This window comes from Parabacteroides sp. CH2-D42-20 (assembly GCF_003670185.1).
Taxonomy (GTDB): domain Bacteria; phylum Bacteroidota; class Bacteroidia; order Bacteroidales; family Tannerellaceae; genus Parabacteroides; species Parabacteroides distasonis.
Genome location: NZ_RAYG01000017.1, coordinates 81751 through 98589, shown reverse-complemented (window position 1 = coordinate 98589; position 16839 = coordinate 81751). Strand labels below are relative to the sequence as shown.

At 44.9% G+C, this 16839-nt stretch carries 11 protein-coding genes; all 11 read left to right on the top strand.

Features of this window, described 5'->3' with window-relative positions; all coding sequences use genetic code 11:
• Positions 1-325 precede the first annotated feature (325 nt).
• The 11 genes from D7V92_RS12190 to D7V92_RS12140 all read left to right on the top strand — a co-directional run bounded on the left by D7V92_RS12190 (position 326) and on the right by D7V92_RS12140 (position 16831).
• Positions 326-3709, top strand: a complete 3384-nt coding sequence (locus D7V92_RS12190; RefSeq protein ID WP_121772971.1) for a TonB-dependent receptor — start codon at positions 326-328, stop codon at positions 3707-3709.
• 36 nt (positions 3710-3745) lie between these two features.
• Positions 3746-5620, top strand: a complete 1875-nt coding sequence (locus D7V92_RS12185; protein WP_005859287.1) for a RagB/SusD family nutrient uptake outer membrane protein — start codon at positions 3746-3748, stop codon at positions 5618-5620.
• 126 nt (positions 5621-5746) lie between these two features.
• Positions 5747-6469: an MBL fold metallo-hydrolase gene (locus D7V92_RS12180; protein WP_005859285.1), complete on the top strand. Its 723-nt coding sequence runs from the start codon at positions 5747-5749 to the stop codon at positions 6467-6469.
• Positions 6470-6516: 47 nt separating this feature from the next.
• Positions 6517-6894: a VOC family protein gene (locus D7V92_RS12175; RefSeq protein WP_005859283.1), complete on the top strand. Its 378-nt coding sequence runs from the start codon at positions 6517-6519 to the stop codon at positions 6892-6894.
• A gap of 168 nt (positions 6895-7062) precedes the next feature.
• Positions 7063-8049: an ROK family protein gene (locus D7V92_RS12170; protein ID WP_005859281.1), complete on the top strand. Its 987-nt coding sequence runs from the start codon at positions 7063-7065 to the stop codon at positions 8047-8049.
• 103 nt (positions 8050-8152) lie between these two features.
• The gene (locus tag D7V92_RS12165; RefSeq protein ID WP_012056082.1) at positions 8153-8671 is read left to right on the top strand and encodes an NUDIX domain-containing protein; all 519 of its coding nucleotides are present in this window, start codon (positions 8153-8155) and stop codon (positions 8669-8671) included.
• Between the two features lie 246 nt (positions 8672-8917).
• Positions 8918-11917 (top strand): tetratricopeptide repeat protein, encoded by a 3000-nt coding sequence (locus D7V92_RS12160; protein WP_005859277.1) that lies wholly within the window; start codon positions 8918-8920, stop codon positions 11915-11917.
• Between the two features lie 9 nt (positions 11918-11926).
• Complete coding sequence (locus D7V92_RS12155) at positions 11927-13711, top strand: TonB-dependent receptor (RefSeq protein WP_121772968.1); 1785 nt, start codon at positions 11927-11929, stop codon at positions 13709-13711.
• Between the two features lie 19 nt (positions 13712-13730).
• The gene (locus D7V92_RS12150) at positions 13731-14831 is read left to right on the top strand and encodes a sensor histidine kinase (RefSeq protein WP_005859273.1); all 1101 of its coding nucleotides are present in this window, start codon (positions 13731-13733) and stop codon (positions 14829-14831) included.
• A 15-nt stretch (positions 14832-14846) separates the two neighbouring features.
• A complete protein-coding gene (locus tag D7V92_RS12145) occupies positions 14847-15977 on the top strand; it encodes a sensor histidine kinase (protein WP_008779247.1) in 1131 nt (376 codons plus the stop codon).
• A 2-nt stretch (positions 15978-15979) separates the two neighbouring features.
• A complete protein-coding gene (locus D7V92_RS12140) occupies positions 15980-16831 on the top strand; it encodes a sensor histidine kinase (RefSeq protein WP_005859269.1) in 852 nt (283 codons plus the stop codon).
• Positions 16832-16839: the final 8 nt, after the last annotated feature.

The window sequence follows — 16839 nt, the reverse complement described above, 5'->3', positions numbered from 1 at the left end:
ATCGTTTCATTTAGTCGTTTGTAAAGGTCTGTTTTTTTTTCGACATATACAACTTTTTTGTTGTTTTTTTTTATTTTATCTCATTGCTAATGGGATAGATAACCCCTCTTTTATCCAAAAAGAGTCTTGTTTTTCAAATCATTTTCTTCTCTCTCCAAAAACGCAAGATTTAAACGATCGTTTCAACTAGTCGTTTTATGAAAAAACATTTAGACCATAAGTATTGATGAGTAATAGCTACAAGCTGTGATGTTGTGTCTATATGAAAAAATCAAATTGTTGAGTAGATTGTGTTTTTTTGATTTATACCTTAAATTCTAATTTTATGAGTAATGTAGTATTTTGGAGACAGGTGTTTCTGGGAGCCTCTTTATTCCTTTGCGGCGGATATCCCATCATCGCTGCGGAAGTTGGCGATTTAACACCAAACGTAGGAACTCGTAGCCTACAACAAGATGGACGTAGAGTCATTTGTACTATTTCAGACAAAGCCGGACCAATTGTAGGGGCAAATGTCCTTGTTAAAGGAACCATTATCGGAAATATCTCCGATATGGACGGACGTGTTATTTTAGAAGGTGTGCCTAGTAATGCGATTTTAGTTGTGTCTTACATTGGCTATGTCAGTCAAGAAATTCCTTTAAAAAGTAGTCAGACGAATGTGAGGATTCTATTGGTGGAAGATACTCAAGCTTTGGATGAAGTGGTAGTAGTTGGATATGGTACGCAATCGAAGAAGGACATTACCGGTTCTGTTGCTGTTGTTTCTACAGACGCTATCCACGAGACTCCGGTGGCGACTTTCGCCGAGGCTTTGCAAGGAAAAGCATCCGGTGTGTATATCTCTAATTCCGGAGGTCCCAGCGGTGAGACTACGATCCGTATTCGTGGTGTGGGTTCTCTTAATAGTTCAGACCCGTTGATTGTTGTGGATGGTGTATCCGGGGTGGATATCAGTTCCGTAAACCCGAATGATATTGAGTCTATGCAAGTGTTGAAGGATGCTTCAGCTACCGCTATTTATGGTGCACAAGGTGCGAATGGCGTAATTATCATTACGACGAAGCAGGGTACGCGTGCTGATCGTGTTCGTGTCTCTTATAATGGATATTTTGGTGTCGCTAAGATGGCTAACAGCGGTTATGATTTGTTGAACGGTTGGGAATCGATGGAATTCGAGGAATTAGGACAGCAGAATCTGTATAACTATCGTGGTTTGGCAACCTCTCATCCTCAATTCGGGCAAATCGCCGCTACGGGTGGTAAAGGTATTTCGATGCCTTATGCGATTAAGCCGGCCGGTTATAGCGAACAGCAGATTATTGATATGTATGGGAGCGTAGAGGCTTGGGAAAAGTCGTATGTAGACGATGGAAGCAGCTCTTGGGCCCGATCCGCATATTATCAGATGTTGGCCGACGGTTATTCCGATGCGGAGGCTCGTAAGGGTACCAATTGGTACGATGAGATTGTACAGACCGGAAAGATCCAAGATCACCAGATCTCTTTGGTGGGTGGTGGCGAGAAAGCTACTTATTCTGTCTCTTTGGGTTATACAAATCGAGAGGGTACGATCCAGAATTCTTATTTCAAACGTTACTCTTTACGTACGAATACGACCTATAATCCTAATAAGTATTTCACGATGGGCCAAAATACGAACCTTGCCGCTATGGAAACGGGAGGAGAGTCTGGTCGTCAAGGAGATGCGAACACGTTCGCTAAGACTTATACCATGAATTCGTGGGTACCTATATATAATGTAGGAGGTGATTATACGGGATCCGTGGCACCTAATGCGGGCCGTGATATTTCCGCCGTGCATCAGGTAGCTATGAATGAGAATGATTGGACACGCATGTTTCATGGACAGACTGCGGTTTTTGCCGAGCTTTCCAATCCTTGGATCGAAGGTCTGAAGCTTCGTTCTCAGTTTAGCGCTCGCTTGAATGGTATGTGGAGTTTGGAGATGACCGAACGTCAAAATATGGCGAACAAAGAGGCTTCTGCCAACAATACATTGACTGAGACGGGCAACTGGCGTTTGAACTGGCAGTGGACAAATACGGCTACTTATACCAAGAAGATTCATGAAGATCATAATATTACCGTTGTTTTGGGTACGGAGGCTATCAAACAAGGTGTCGGCCGTTATATGCAAGGAACCCGTATCGATTACATCTTCGAGAGCGATCCGAATACTTGGACGCTGGATAATGGTTCTTCTTCTAATATAGGTAACTCTAGCCGTTATCAAAGAAAAGTGACTATGTTCGGCCTTTTCGGACGTGCGGACTATTCTTATAAGGGTAAATATTTGGCGACATTCACGATTCGCCGCGACGCTTCTTCCAAGTTTGGTTCCAAGAACCGTTGGGGTAACTTCCCTTCCGCCTCCTTGGGATGGCGTATGTCTGACGAGAAATTTATGGAGCCTACCCGGAAATGGTTGGATGACTTTAAGCTGCGTGCCGGTTATGGTACGACCGGTAATTCGAATATTGGTTCTTACAACTATGCGTTCCAGTATGGTACGGGAAATTATTATATGTATCCTATCACGGGATCGGATTCAGAGACTTCTCCCGGTTATGTGCTCTCGAACTTGGGTGACTCGGACGCTAAATGGGAAACCACAAAAATGTTTAATATAGGTTTCGACCTTACGGCTTTGAGTAACCGATTGACCGCCGGATTTGACTTTTATGTAAAGAATACCTCAGACTTGCTTGTGCCTGCTAACTGGTCTGCGCTGGTTGGTAACGCATCAAAGCCTAGTATCAATATCGGTGATATGAAGAACAGAGGTATTGATTTGTCCATTGGATGGAGGGACAAAGTTGGCGAGTTCGGTTATAACATCACGGCTAACATCTCAAGATACAAGAATGAGGTTACCCGGTTGGGATCTTCTGATTTGTTCAACGATACTCGTTTGAGCAAGGTGAATATTACTACGGTGGGCCAACCTGTCGGAATGTTCTACGGGTATCAGATTGATGGTATTTATCAAAATGAGCAAGATGTTATTTCCTCGGGCGTTCTGCCTTATGGTGTGGCTACGGAAAACGATTTGGTCGCTTCCGCATGGGTAGGCCGATATAAGATGAAAGACGTGAACAACGATGGTAAGATCGATGCGGATGACCGTACGATTATCGGTAATCCTCATCCTGATTTGACCGGAGGTTTCAATATCTCTTTGACTTGGAGAGATTTTGATCTAAGTACTTACATGTATTACTCGATTGGAAATGATTTGTACAAACACTACGAGTACTATACGATGTTTGGAAACTTGCAGTCTAATTATTCGAAAGATCGTTTGGCGAAATCTTGGGATCCGGTGAATAATCCGAACGGTATTTATCCTTTGTGGACAACGACCTCGACCGAGGGCCCCGAGGCTGGTAACGAATCGAACTCCAATTATGTGCAAGATGGTTCTTATCTTCGGATGCAGACGTTGACTTTGGGGTATTCATTGCCTAAGAAGTTGCTGAAGAAGATCGGTTTCGAGAAGATACGTGTATACGGCCAGATCAGTAACGTGTTTACGATAACCGGTTATGATGGATTGGATCCGGAGGTTCGTTCGCATACTTCGTTCGAGAACGAATATGTATCAAGCGATATGAATAAAGGTATCGATTATGGATCTTATGGTATGCCTCGTCAGTTCTTGATGGGTGTGAATGTGACATTCTAACGTATGTGCTTTATAAACGATTAATTTGAATTCATTATGAAAAAAGTTCTTATATATTTTGCGATGGCGGTGGTTCTTGCGTTAGGCAGCACATCTTGTTCCGATTTCTTGGAAATCGAACCTGTAGGTGCGGTTAATGAAACCAATTTAACGGATCAGGAAGGTATTAATTATCTTCTTACCGGCATGTATTCAGCGTTAAATATTCCGGCGGCTACGACGAACTCTTATTTTGGGGCAAGCTTGACGAACTATACGTATGGTGATGTGATGGGCGGTGACGCTAATAAGGGGTCAACGGCTGCGGACCAATCGGACTTCACGTTGTTGGAGACTTTTAGCTTTACGACCGATAATTCCTATATCAAGCGTAAATGGGTGGCAGTATACGATGCGGTGGCTCGTGCTAATAATGTCATGCATTTGGCCGGTTTGATTAAAGATGAGCTTTCCGCTATACCGGGACAGGAGAAAGATTTTTATACCGAGGCCATAGCCCAAGCTCGTTTCATGCGTGGTTTTTATTTGTTTGAGGGTATCAAGAATTTTGGGGCGGCTATTCCTTATGTATCTTTGGAGGATTATGAGTCGTCCGTGAACCCACTGATATCGAATGTGGATGAGAGCGGTAACTATATTTATATTTGGGAACAGGTGGCTGAAGATTTGCAGTATGCTTATGATAATCTTCCCGGCGCATGGCCGGAAGAGCCCGGTCGTGCCAACAAATGGGCGGCTGGAGCGTTTTTGGCGAAACTGAGAATATTCCAGTCTTCTCCCTATAATGGAACGAATGGAACCTCCAACAAATGGACGGAGGCTAAATCGATTTTAGAAACGGTTATCGCTAATGGTACGGATAGCAAGGGCACGAAATATACCTTGACCCCGAGTTATGAGACGCTTTACACGGCGGGCGAGAGCGACTGGACGGGCGAGTCTGTGTTTGACGTCCAGATGGCAATCTCCGGTACGCAGTATTATACCAACGCGATCAATGGTAACTCTCATATCTCATTGTCTGGCAAGATTGGTTCCGGCTGGGGATTCTACCAGCCTTCTTATGACTTGGTGAATGCGCATATGGTGGATGAGAATGGATTGCCTTATCTCGATAAGTCGTATCAAAGCAAAACCTCGGTTACGACAATTGATGGCGATAATGTACCTCATACGGATTTGACGGTTTATACGGATCCTCGGGTTGACGTATCTGCGGGTCGTTTCAATGTCCCCTATATGGATTGGGATATACCGGTTACTATCGATGGCTGGATTCGTGATTTGGCGAATGGCGGTCCGTTCTTGAATAAGAAGAACCTGCCGAAAAAGGCGGATAAGGGAGGCTTGAGCTTGACTACAACCGGTGGCTCAACTGCCAAGAACTTCCACTTGATGCGTGTAGCTGAGCTTTACCTGCTTTATGCTGAGGCTTGTATAGAAACGGGTGATATCAATACTGCCAGAGAATATATCAACAAAGTTCGCGCACGTGCCGCACAAAGTTGTATCATGGCTGCCGACGCGAATAACAATATGGCTTTAACTTCTTCTCCATATGTATTGGAGGATAAGGTGAGCGGAAATACCATTGCTAATACGGCGGCTAATTATCGCATCGGCTTGTATCCCGCGAGTGGCTGGACAGTGGATAAGGCGATAAAAGCCTTGCGTTTCGAGCGTAGGATCGAGTTGGCGATGGAGGGGCATCATTGGTATGATCTTGTGCGCTGGAATGCGGCTTCTGAGGAGCTGGGTAATAAAGGTTCGGGCTTCTTGGCTTATGAAAAGAGATATTTGCTGAAGTACCAATCGGCTACGTATCCGGATAGATTAGTGACACTTCCGATCCCTAACGATGAAATTGTCACCATGGAAGGCGTATTAGTCCAGAATGAGAACTGGAAATAAATTGTAGGTTGATAATCATTGTGGGCCGGGCATGTGATATGTCCGGCCTTTTGTATATTTGTACCGTGAATTCAACAACCCGGTGAGGTTCGGTGTTCTTAAGATAAACAATAAATGAGGATCATTATGAGATTGGTGTATATTTATCATAGCGGATTCGCTTTGGAAGCGGATGGCTTTTCGATCTTGATCGATTATTTCAAGGATAGCGATCCGGACCCGGCCAAGGGATACGTGCGTAGCGAACTCTTGAAGCGTGCGGGCACATTATATATATTAGCGTCGCATTTCCATCCGGATCATTTTAATCCGGAAGTATTGAAATGGAAAGAGCAGAAGCCGGATATCAAATATATCTTTTCCAAGGATATATTGAAGCGTCGGAGGGCCAAGGCTGATGATGCTATTTATTTGAAGAAGGGGGATGCCTATCAGGATGAACTTCTGACCATCAAGGCATTTGGTTCCACGGATGTGGGGATCTCTTTCCTGATAGAGACAGAAGGCAGACGGATCTTCCATGCCGGCGACTTGAATAATTGGCATTGGAAAGACGAGTCCACCCCGCAAGAGGTAGCCGAGGCTGAGGGTAATTACTTGAAGGAACTGGATATAATAGCGAAAGAAACCTCTGTGATGGATCTCGTCATGTTCCCGGTCGATCCTCGTTTGGGTACCGATTTCATGAGGGGCGCCCAGCAATTTATCGATCGTATAAAAACAAGCGTATTTGTCCCGATGCACTTTTGGGAACGTCCGGCGGAGGTTATGGCTTTCGGCCCTTACGCCGAATCGAAAGGATGTCGTTATATCGTATTGTCTGTTCCGGGAGAAGGGACGGATATATAATATATTATTAATGTATAGGTTATTTTAAACGCATAAATTTATTAGGTATGGAAGTTAAAGGTAGATTTGACCATTTCAATATTAATGTATTGGATTTGGATAAGAGTATCGCTTTTTATAATAAAGCGTTGGGATTGAAAGAGCACCATCGTAAGGTCGCGGAAGACGGTTCGTTTATCTTGGTTTATCTAACGGATGAGCAAACCGGTTTCTTGATGGAGCTGACTTGGCTGCGTGACCGGAAAGAACCTTATGAGCTAGGCGACAATGAGAGCCATCTTTGTTTCCGGGTAGCCGGCGATTATGAGGAGGTACGTAAATACCACAAGGAAATGGGAGCGGTTTGCTTCGAGAATACCAAGATGGGATTGTATTTTATTAATGATCCGGATGACTATTGGATCGAGATATTACCGTTGCGATAATTCTCCATTATTATATAACAATGTTGCTTAACATAAGTTTTCGAAAAAAGAAGATAAAATGACAGGAATCTGTAAAATTTTCTTCAAATCGTATTGCAACTTGTGTTAAACCTCTTATATTTGCTACCTAGAAAGAGGAAAATCATTATTAATCCTAAATATAAAATCATGGAGAAGCCTTATGTAGTAGGTATCGATATAGGTGGTACCAACACTGTTTTTGGTGTAGTTGACGCAAGAGGAACAATCTTGTATAGTGGATCAATTAAGACTGGTAAATATGCAGACGTTAATGACTATGTAGCGGAACTTGCTAAAGGTCTGAAGTCTGTTATTGATCAGGCTGGTGGTCCGGATAAGATTAAAGGTGTGGGTGTAGGTGCTCCGAACGGAAACTTTTTCAACGGATGTATCGAATTCGCTCCGAACTTGCCTTGGAAAGGTAAGATTCCTTTGGCTCAATTGATCAGCGAACAGATTGATGGTATTCCTGTTGCTTTAACAAACGACGCCAATGCTGCCGCTATCGGTGAGATGACTTATGGAGCCGCTCGCGGTATGAAAGATTTTATCGTGATCACTTTGGGTACCGGCGTGGGTAGCGGTATCGTAGTAGGTGGTAACTTGGTATACGGACATGACGGTTTTGCCGGTGAGTTGGGCCATGTTATCATGCGTCGTAACAACGGTCGTCAGTGTGGTTGCGGTCGTCAAGGATGTCTGGAGGCTTATGCTTCAGCTACCGGTGTGGCTCGTACGGCTCGTGAATATCTGGAAATCCGTAAGGACGAGAGTGTTCTTCGCGACTTGGATCCGGATGAAATCACTTCAAAAGACGTATACGACGCAGCTATGAAGAATGATAAGATCGCTCTTGAGATTTTCGAGGCTACCGGCTCTATGTTGGGAGAGGCTTTCGCTGATTTCGTAGCATTCTCTAGCCCGGAGGCTATCATTTTGTTTGGCGGTCTTACGAAAGCTGGCGATTTGATCATGAACCCGATTAAACGTTCAATGGAGAAAAATATGTTGAAGGTTTACGCAGGTAAGACTAAATTATTATTCTCTCAATTGAAAGAGAGCGACGCTGCCGTATTAGGAGCAAGTGCTTTGGGTTGGGAAGTAAGAGACCAAAGCGCTGGTTTGGAAGTCTAAATCCGGTTTTACGTATAACGAAAAGACATTTGCGAAATAAGGCAAGCCGCATCTATATTTAGGTGCGGCTTGTTGTTTTTAATTGAATTATAAATCATAAAGTATGAGACATCCGTTGTATCAATTTCAGTTTTGCCCGGTTTGCGGGGCAAAAGCTTTCGTGGAACATAACGAGAAAGCGAAAAAATGTATGGCGTGCGGTTTTGTTTATTATTTCAACCCGTCATCGGCTGTCGCTTGTTTCATAAAGAACGCTAAGGGGGAGTTATTGCTGGTTCGCCGAGGAAAAGAGCCGGCTAAAGGTACATTGGATTTGCCCGGTGGCTTCGTCGATATGTTTGAGTCGGGGGAGGAGGCCGCTCGCCGGGAAGTAAGGGAGGAGACGGGGTTGCATATCCAGAATTGCCGTTATTTGTTTTCCTTACCTAATTTATATATGTATTCCGGCTTTGAGGTGCATACGCTGGATATGTTTTATGAGTGCTTGGTAGATGATTTCAATAACGTGCATGCGGAAGATGATGCCGCCGAGATCGTGATCCTTCGCCCGGAGGATGTGAATCCGGAAGACTTCGGTTTAGACTCTATCCGAAAGGCGGTACCAGCCTATCTTAGAAAATAACAATTAGGAAAATTGTACGAAAATGAAAGATGATATATCTTATCGTTGCAACATGATACATCTTGTCGTTGTAAGATAATACATCTTCTCCCTATAAGGTGTATCATCTTCCATAGAGATAATTTTAGAACGTGTTGTCCTAAATATTAATAGAACTTGCCTTCTGTTTGGCGCATATTACTTATATTTGCGAATTAGAACGAATAGGCACTGAAGTAAGTGCTTGTATTAAAAAGCAAATGAGTGATGAAAAGAATACTTATTCCGCTGTGTCTGGTAGTAGGCAGCCACATGGCAAGCGGGCAGAGATCGTATCAATTTGATGCGCCGAACCGTTTGTTTGTCGAAGGCAAGGAGTTGTTTAGTTTGAAGAATTATTCAGGTTGCATCGATAAGCTGGAGGCGTATAAACAGCATTCCACGGATGCTGACTTGATTCAAGAAGCCGATTATATGTTGGTCTACTCCGCTTATGAGCAAGGCCGTCCCAATGCCGTTGAGTTATTGAAAGATTATCTGGATGTGTACCCGGCTTCCCGTCATGCGGACGAGGTGAACTTCTTGATCGGTTCCGCCCATTTCGGACAGGGAGAGTATCAGAAAGCTATCTTTTGGTTTAACGAATCGAACATTGATATGCTAAGTCCGGAACAACAGGAGGCTTATTGTTTCCGTCTGGCTTATTCCTTGTTGCAAATCGGGGATATGGAGAAGGCCCGTGGTTATTTCGCACGGATCGAGCAGATTGGAACGAAGTACCGGGAAGCGTCTACCTATTATGTCGCTTATATCGATTACGCAACCGGTAAATACAACAATGCCTTGGTGGAATTTACCCGCTTGAAGGACTTGCCTGATTATAAAGAGCGATCCTTGTACTATATCACGCAAATTTATTTTATCCAGAATAAATACGAGAAAGTGATCAGCGAAGGTAAGGAATTGCTAGCCTCTTATCCGGATAGCGAGAACAATAGCGAGGTTTACCGTATCATGGGTAACGCCTACTATCATCTGGGAAATGAGGATCAGGCGATTAATATGCTGAGTAAATATGTATCCTCGACGGATAGCCCGTTGAGGGGCGATTTATATATCTTGGGCGTATGTTATTACAATAAGGGTAATTACAGTAGCGCCGTGAACGCTTTGGGGCGGACCGTACGTGAGAACGATGCCCTTTCGCAGAACGCTTATCTGTATCTGGGGCAAAGTTATCTGAAATTAAAAGATAAGAATAACGCCCGTATGGCCTTCGAGGCTGCCGCGACTTCTTCTTTCGATAAGCAAGTGAAAGAGGCGGCTATGTATAATTACGCTTTATTGATCCACGAGACCGCTTTCACGGGCTTTGGCGAGTCGGTGACAATCTTCGAGGATTTCTTGAATGATTTTCCGAATTCCAAATATGCCGATAAGGTAAACGATTATCTGGTGGAGGTTTATTTGACTACCAAGAACTATCAAGCGGCTCTGAACTCTATCGATAAGATCAAGCATCCGAGCACGAAGATCTTGGAGGCGAAGCAAGATATCTTATTCCAGTTGGGAACGCAGGCGTTCACGAATATGGAATTGGATAAGGCGGTCGATCTTTTCAGCCGTGCGATCTCGTTGGGCGCTTATAATCTGGAATCTCGTAACGACGCTTATTTCTGGCGTGGGGAATCTTATTATCGCCAAGGTGAGTATAACAAGGCGATTTCCGATTATCGTACCTATTTGAATAATACCCGCCAACGTAATACGGATATGTATGCCTTGGCACATTATAACTTAGGTTACAGCTACTTCAAATTGAAAGAGTATGGCGAGGCGTTGAACCGCTTCCGTCAATACGTGAATTTGGAAAGCAATCAGCAGACTCCGGCTTATGCGGACGCTTATAATCGTATCGGCGATTGTTTATTCCACAACCGTCAGTTCGCTATGGCGGAAGAGAATTATACCCGTGCGGCGCAATTGCAACCGTCCGCCGGAGATTATTCGGTGTATCAGAAGGGCTTCTTGCTGGGATTGCAGAAAGATTATAAGGGAAAGATCAGCGTGATGGATCGCTTGATCCGTGAGTTCCCGGAATCACAATATGTGGATGATGCCTTGTTCGAGAAAGGACGTTCTTACGTGTTATTGGATAACAATCAAGCGGCTGCGGCAAGCTTTGAGCAATTGATGCGTGATTTCCCGCAAAGCAGTCTGGCTCGTAAGGCCGGCGTACAGCTTGGTTTGATTTACTTCAACGACAATCAGCCGGAGAAAGCGGCCGACGCTTATAAGAGCGTGATTAGCAATTATCCGGGTAGCGAGGAGGCGAAAGTGGCCTTGCAAGATTTGAAGTCCGTATATATCGAGCTGAACGATATCAATTCGTTTGCCGCCTATGCGAATTCGTTAGGTGGAAATGTTCGTTTCGAGGTGAGTGAGCAAGACTCCTTGACCTATCTGGCGGCCGAGAAGTTATTTATGCGAGGCGATAATGAGGGCGCTCGTCGTAGCTTGACGAATTATTTGCAAACCTTCCCGCAGGGAGCGTTTAGCTCGAACGCTAATTTCTATTTGGCAAGTATCGCTTTTGCCAAGAAAGATCTGGAGGAGGCGAAACGTCTGTTCTCGTTGGTATTGGAGAGCGGTGATACGAAATTCAGGGAAGAGTCTTGGGCTCGTAAAGCTGAGATCGAGTATCTGGATAAGGATTACGCCGCCGCTATGGAAAGTTTCAAGCATCTACAGGCGGTAGCGGAGAATCCGGAGAATAAGGAGGCCGCTAAATTGGGCTTGATGCGTTGCGCCGAGTTGATCGGTCAGCCGCAAGAGGCTTTGCTTGCCGCCAACGATTTGCTGAAGGAACCGAAGCTATCTCCGGAGATCATGTCCGAGGCCCGTTATGTCCGTGCGAAGGCTTATATCAGCTTGAAGCAGGAGAACAAGGCGTTGGCCGACTTGAAGGAGATCAGCAAGGATACCCGTACGATACACGGGGCGGAGGCTAAATATCTATTGGCTCAATTGTATTATGATAATAAGGATGATAAGAATGCCGAGACTGTCTTGATGAACTTCATCGAGAACGGTACGCCTCACCAATATTGGTTGGCACGGGGCTTTATCTTGTTGGCTGATATTTATATCCGCCAAGGTGATGATTTCCAAGCTCGTCAATATCTGACCAGTTTGCAAAACAACTACAAGGGCGATGATGAGATCGCCGCGATGATCGAAGACAGATTGGGTAAACTAAAGAAATAAAAGAAAGCGATGAAGACTATATATAATGTAAAGGCGTTGTGTGTGGTAGCTTTGCTGGGTTCGGCTGCTGCTGCGAGTGCGCAAGAGGATGTTACGAAAGAAAAGAACCTGAACCGAGAGATGACGCTTGAACGGGAGTATGATCCTTCCGTGCAGGACGCTAGCAAGGTAAATACGCTTCCCGTGGTGAAAGAGCCGGAGGTTCGTAAGATCCCGATCGATTACTCGAATTATACGATCGCCGCCGATCCGCAGAAAGAGATTAGTTTGTTGCCTTCCGGAAATATCATGACGCAGATGGATTACAACAAGCGTCGGGGATATTTTAACTTTGGTATGGGTACGCGCATGAATATCAACGGAGACTTGGGCTATCATATCCTGAGTACTGAGAAGGATCAGCTGAATCTATGGTATTCGCATCGCTCCACGAACGGAAAGCCAAAGGATTATGATGTCAAGGCGAAAATCAATGACAACTTGGGAGGCATCAACTACAAGCACGCTTTCGAGAAGACGATATTCAGTATCGGAGCGAAGTACGGCTACTCCGCATTCAATTATTATGGGGCGGCATTGTCTGATCCTACATCCAGTTATGCCCCTTCGGAGGATTTGTTACAGAGAGATCGCGAAACCAACCAAGTGAACCAGACGATCGCTGCTACGATAGGTTTCGAGTCGAAGGAGGAGGCTGAGGTTGGCTATTTGTTGGACTTAGGTTATACTAATTTCTCGCATAAATATGGATTAAGTAGGGTGATGGACGGCCCTACGGAGCATACTCTAGAGGCAAAGTTTGATCTGAACGCTGGTTTCAATGGGAATATGCGAGTAGGCTTGGGCGGTTTGGTCGAATATTTCAATTACAGTTTGCCGGAGGTAGGAGGTTATGAATATGAGTTCAAGAACCATGTCGAGGCGATGTTGTCGCCTTATTATAAGGTAGAGGGTGATAATTGGAATTTAAAGCTGGGTGCGAACGTGATGCTGGCTACGGGCGACGAGACAAAATTCATGGCCTCTCCGAATGTAGCCGCCGATGTGGAGGTGGCCGACAAGACGGAGCTATACGTGAACGCTGGCGGCAAGATGTACTCCAACAGCATGTACGAGATGTCGCGTGTGAACCGCTACCTCTACCCGATGGCAGAACTATTGCCCTCGCGCAATTGGCTGGACGCTGTCTTGGGTATCCGGAGCGGCGTGGCACCGGGCTTTTGGTTTGATGTGTTCGCCGGATATAAGATAACGAGCGATGATGTGCTGTTTACTCAGTCTGATGTTTGGTCAGCGAATTATTTCGGCAGTTTCAGTGTTGCGGAGCCGGGTATCGACACGAAGCAACTTTTCGTGGGAGCCAACTTGAAGTATAGTTGTCAACAATGGTTCGATATTGCTTTGAAAGGTGTATATAATAATTGGAAAGCGGAAACGGATGAAGGCGAGTTGCCTCATGCGTGGGGGAAGCCGGAAATGGAACTGAATGCGAACCTGACCGTCCGCCCGATTGAGAAATTATCTATCGCTTTGGATTATTATTTGGCTACCGGACGTTATGCGAATGTACGGACTTGGGGTGTCAATGGGAACACTGGTATGACGTACGATAAAATGAATGAGTTTAAGATGGATAACATCAACGAGCTAAACCTAACAGGTACCTATACCTTCAACGATACCTTTGGTGTTTATGCCAAGTTGACCAATATTCTTTGCCAGAAGTACGAACTGTATTACGGTTATCCGATGCAGAGTTTTAATGCGATGTTGGGCGTGAATATCAATTTCTGATATCCGGAGGACAGGAAGGATGGGCGACATAAATATCAAACAACTGGAAAGCCTTCGCTGGAGGATGCGGGTGATCGAGACGCTGACCGTGATCGGGACGGCGTGGATCGCCTTGGCGGTTTACCAGAAGAAGGAAGAACTGGTTTATTATTTGGTGGGAGCCGTAGTCCTTCTATTCCTGTTAAAGTATTATACGCAATTCCGTCTGCGAAAAAGACAGTTCGTCTCTAATCTCGTTGAACAGCGGACGATGGAATTGCGTTTCCAGCGGGATGCGATGCAAGCGGAGTCGGAGAAACTATCCCGTGCCCTTTCTGCCTTGGCGGACGCTCAAGACGAGTTGGTTCGTAAGGAACGTCTGGCATCGATCGGCCAACTGACGAAAGGTCTGGTGGATCGTATCTTGAATCCCTTGAATTATATCAATAACTTCGCTCATTTGTCTGCTGCATTAGCGAAAGATATCAAGCAGAATATCGATGAGGACGAAGAGACCGATAAACACGATAATTATAATGATACGCAAGAACTGCTGGTTCTTTTGACTGGCAATCTGGATAAGATAGCCAAGCATGGTGATAACACGGTGCGGATCGTAAAAGCGATGGAAGAATTGCTGAAAGATCATTCGGCGAATCGAACCTGCGTGGATATTAATGATTTATGTAAGGTCAATCTGGATATCTTGCGAAAGAATTATGCGAAGGAGATCGAGAAGAATCAAGTGGATCTATCATTCTCTGGGCTTTCCGTACCGTTGACAATCGAGGTGAATATCGATCAGATGGGAAAAGCCTTGTCGCAGATATTGGATAATAGTATATATGCGGTCTTGAAAAAGGCCGGGGAACCGGGATATCAGCCTTCTGTCTCGTTGGTATTGCGTATTCAAGCGGATAAGTTGCAAGTGGTTATCCGTGATAATGGCGTCGGTATAGAAGAAACGATAAAGACGAAAGTCTTTTCTCCGTTCTTTACCACCAAACCGACCGCGGAAGCGGCAGGAACAGGTCTTTACTTGAGTCGGGAGGTCGTGTTGAACCATAAGGGTACGATCGCTATCGAGTCTGAGAAAGATAAATATACGGAAGTTACGATTACGTTGCCTATTTATAGTTAGGAAAGGAGGTTCATCATGATACAGGATTTACATACCGAGATCGATCGGTTAAAAAGGCGAATTAAACTTTGCGAGCGGGTTACGCTGGGTAGCTTGGTCGGTATTTGTGTATCTGTGAAGTTCGGTCATCAAGAATGGATCGGATTGCTTTTCTTGATTCTGTTTTGCCAGATCTCTAAGTTGGTTTTCAAGCGGAAACTCAAACAAAAAGAGTATTTGGTGAAAGAGGTAGAGGAGCGTACGCAGGAGATCCGTTCGGAGAAAGACGCTATCCAAGAGGAATCCGAGAAATTGGCGGCGGCTTTGAAAGCCTTGGGTGAGGCGCAGGACGAGCTGGTCCGTAAGGAACGGATGGCTACCGTAGGGCAATTGACCCAAGGTTTGGTGGACCGTATCTTGAACCCACTGAATTATATCAATAACTTCGCAAATCTGACATCGGGGTTGGCCAAGGATCTCCGGGAAAATCTGGATAGTCAGAAAGAGCATCTGAAACCGGATGTGTATGATGACTCGGTAGATTTGCTGAATATGATGACCAGTAATTTGGAGAAGATCTCTGAGCATGGTTTCAATACGGTCCGTATCGTTAAGGCGATGGAGGAATTGCTGAAAGACCGAAGAGGTAATCTTACGCTTACCAACATAAACGGATTATGCCGGATCGCCTTGGATAAATTGAAGAAAACGTATGAGCAGGATATTCAAGAGAAGAATATCCGGATTGTTTTCGATAATTTGACGCTGTCTTTGATGATGGAGGTAAACGTGGAGCAGTTCAGTAAGGTTCTGGCCGGGATATTGAAAAATTCCATGTATGCCCTGTTGAAGAAATCGGAGACCGTGACTTTTAGTCCGGAGATATTCCTTGGATTGAAAGTCAATAAGGATATGCTGGAAATAACGATCCGGGATAACGGGTCCGGTATCGACGAGAATATAAAAGATAAGATATTCGCTCCTTTCTTCACGACAAAGACAACGGGGGAAGCGGCCGGCGTAGGGCTTTACCTATGCCGTGAGATCGTGCAAAACCATCGGGGAACTATCGAGGTGGAGAGTAAGAAAGGAGAATATACCCAGTTTCTAATTACGATCCCTGTATATCAACCGAAAACAATTACACCGCCTAAAGAGGAGGAATAGATATGGAAGACCAGAGTAAGGAAATAGAACGGCTACGTTTGCAAGTGAAGAACTTAGAGAAATTATCTTCTTTAGGTATGTTGAGTGCCGGGATCGCGCATGAGATCCAGAATCCGCTCAACTTTGTCATCAATTTCAGTAAGCTGTCCTCTAAGTTAGTGGATGACTTGGAAGATATATTAGAAGAAGAGAAAGATGTCTTGCCTCCGGAATCTTGGGAGAAGCTGACCGCCTTGCATGAGGAGTTTAGCGAGATCGTTAATGATTTGCATGGTAACTTGAAGAAGATCGAGGAACATGGAAACCGGGCGACAAGTATCATCCGGGGTATCTTGCTTTATTCCAGAGGGAAGGATGACGAGTACATCCCTACGGATATCAAGAATCTGGTGAAGGAATATGTTTGGCTGGCTTATCATTCGATGCGAGCGAACTATAAAGGTTTCAATATCGCGATCCGGGAGCATTACGAGGAGGGGCTTCCGATGCTGAAAGTGATCCCGCAGGATTTGAGCCGTGCGGTATTGAATGTCATGAATAACGCTTGCTATGCGGTCTATAGTAAATCCAAGCTCTCGCCGATCGGGTATGAGCCGGTTATATCCGTGGATCTACGGAAGGAGGGAGATTCTTTAAGATTAAGTATCGAGGATAATGGTATCGGTATGCCGGAGAATATCCGGGAGCAGATATTCTCCGCGTTTTTTACCACGAAACCGGTGGGAGAGGGAACTGGCTTGGGGCTATCTATCACTCGATCCATTATAGAGGAGAAGCATGACGGGAAGATAGAGGTGGAATCGAAAGAAGGTGAGTTTACCCGTTTCATATTCCTTATTCCATTAACGAAATAAACAGAAGA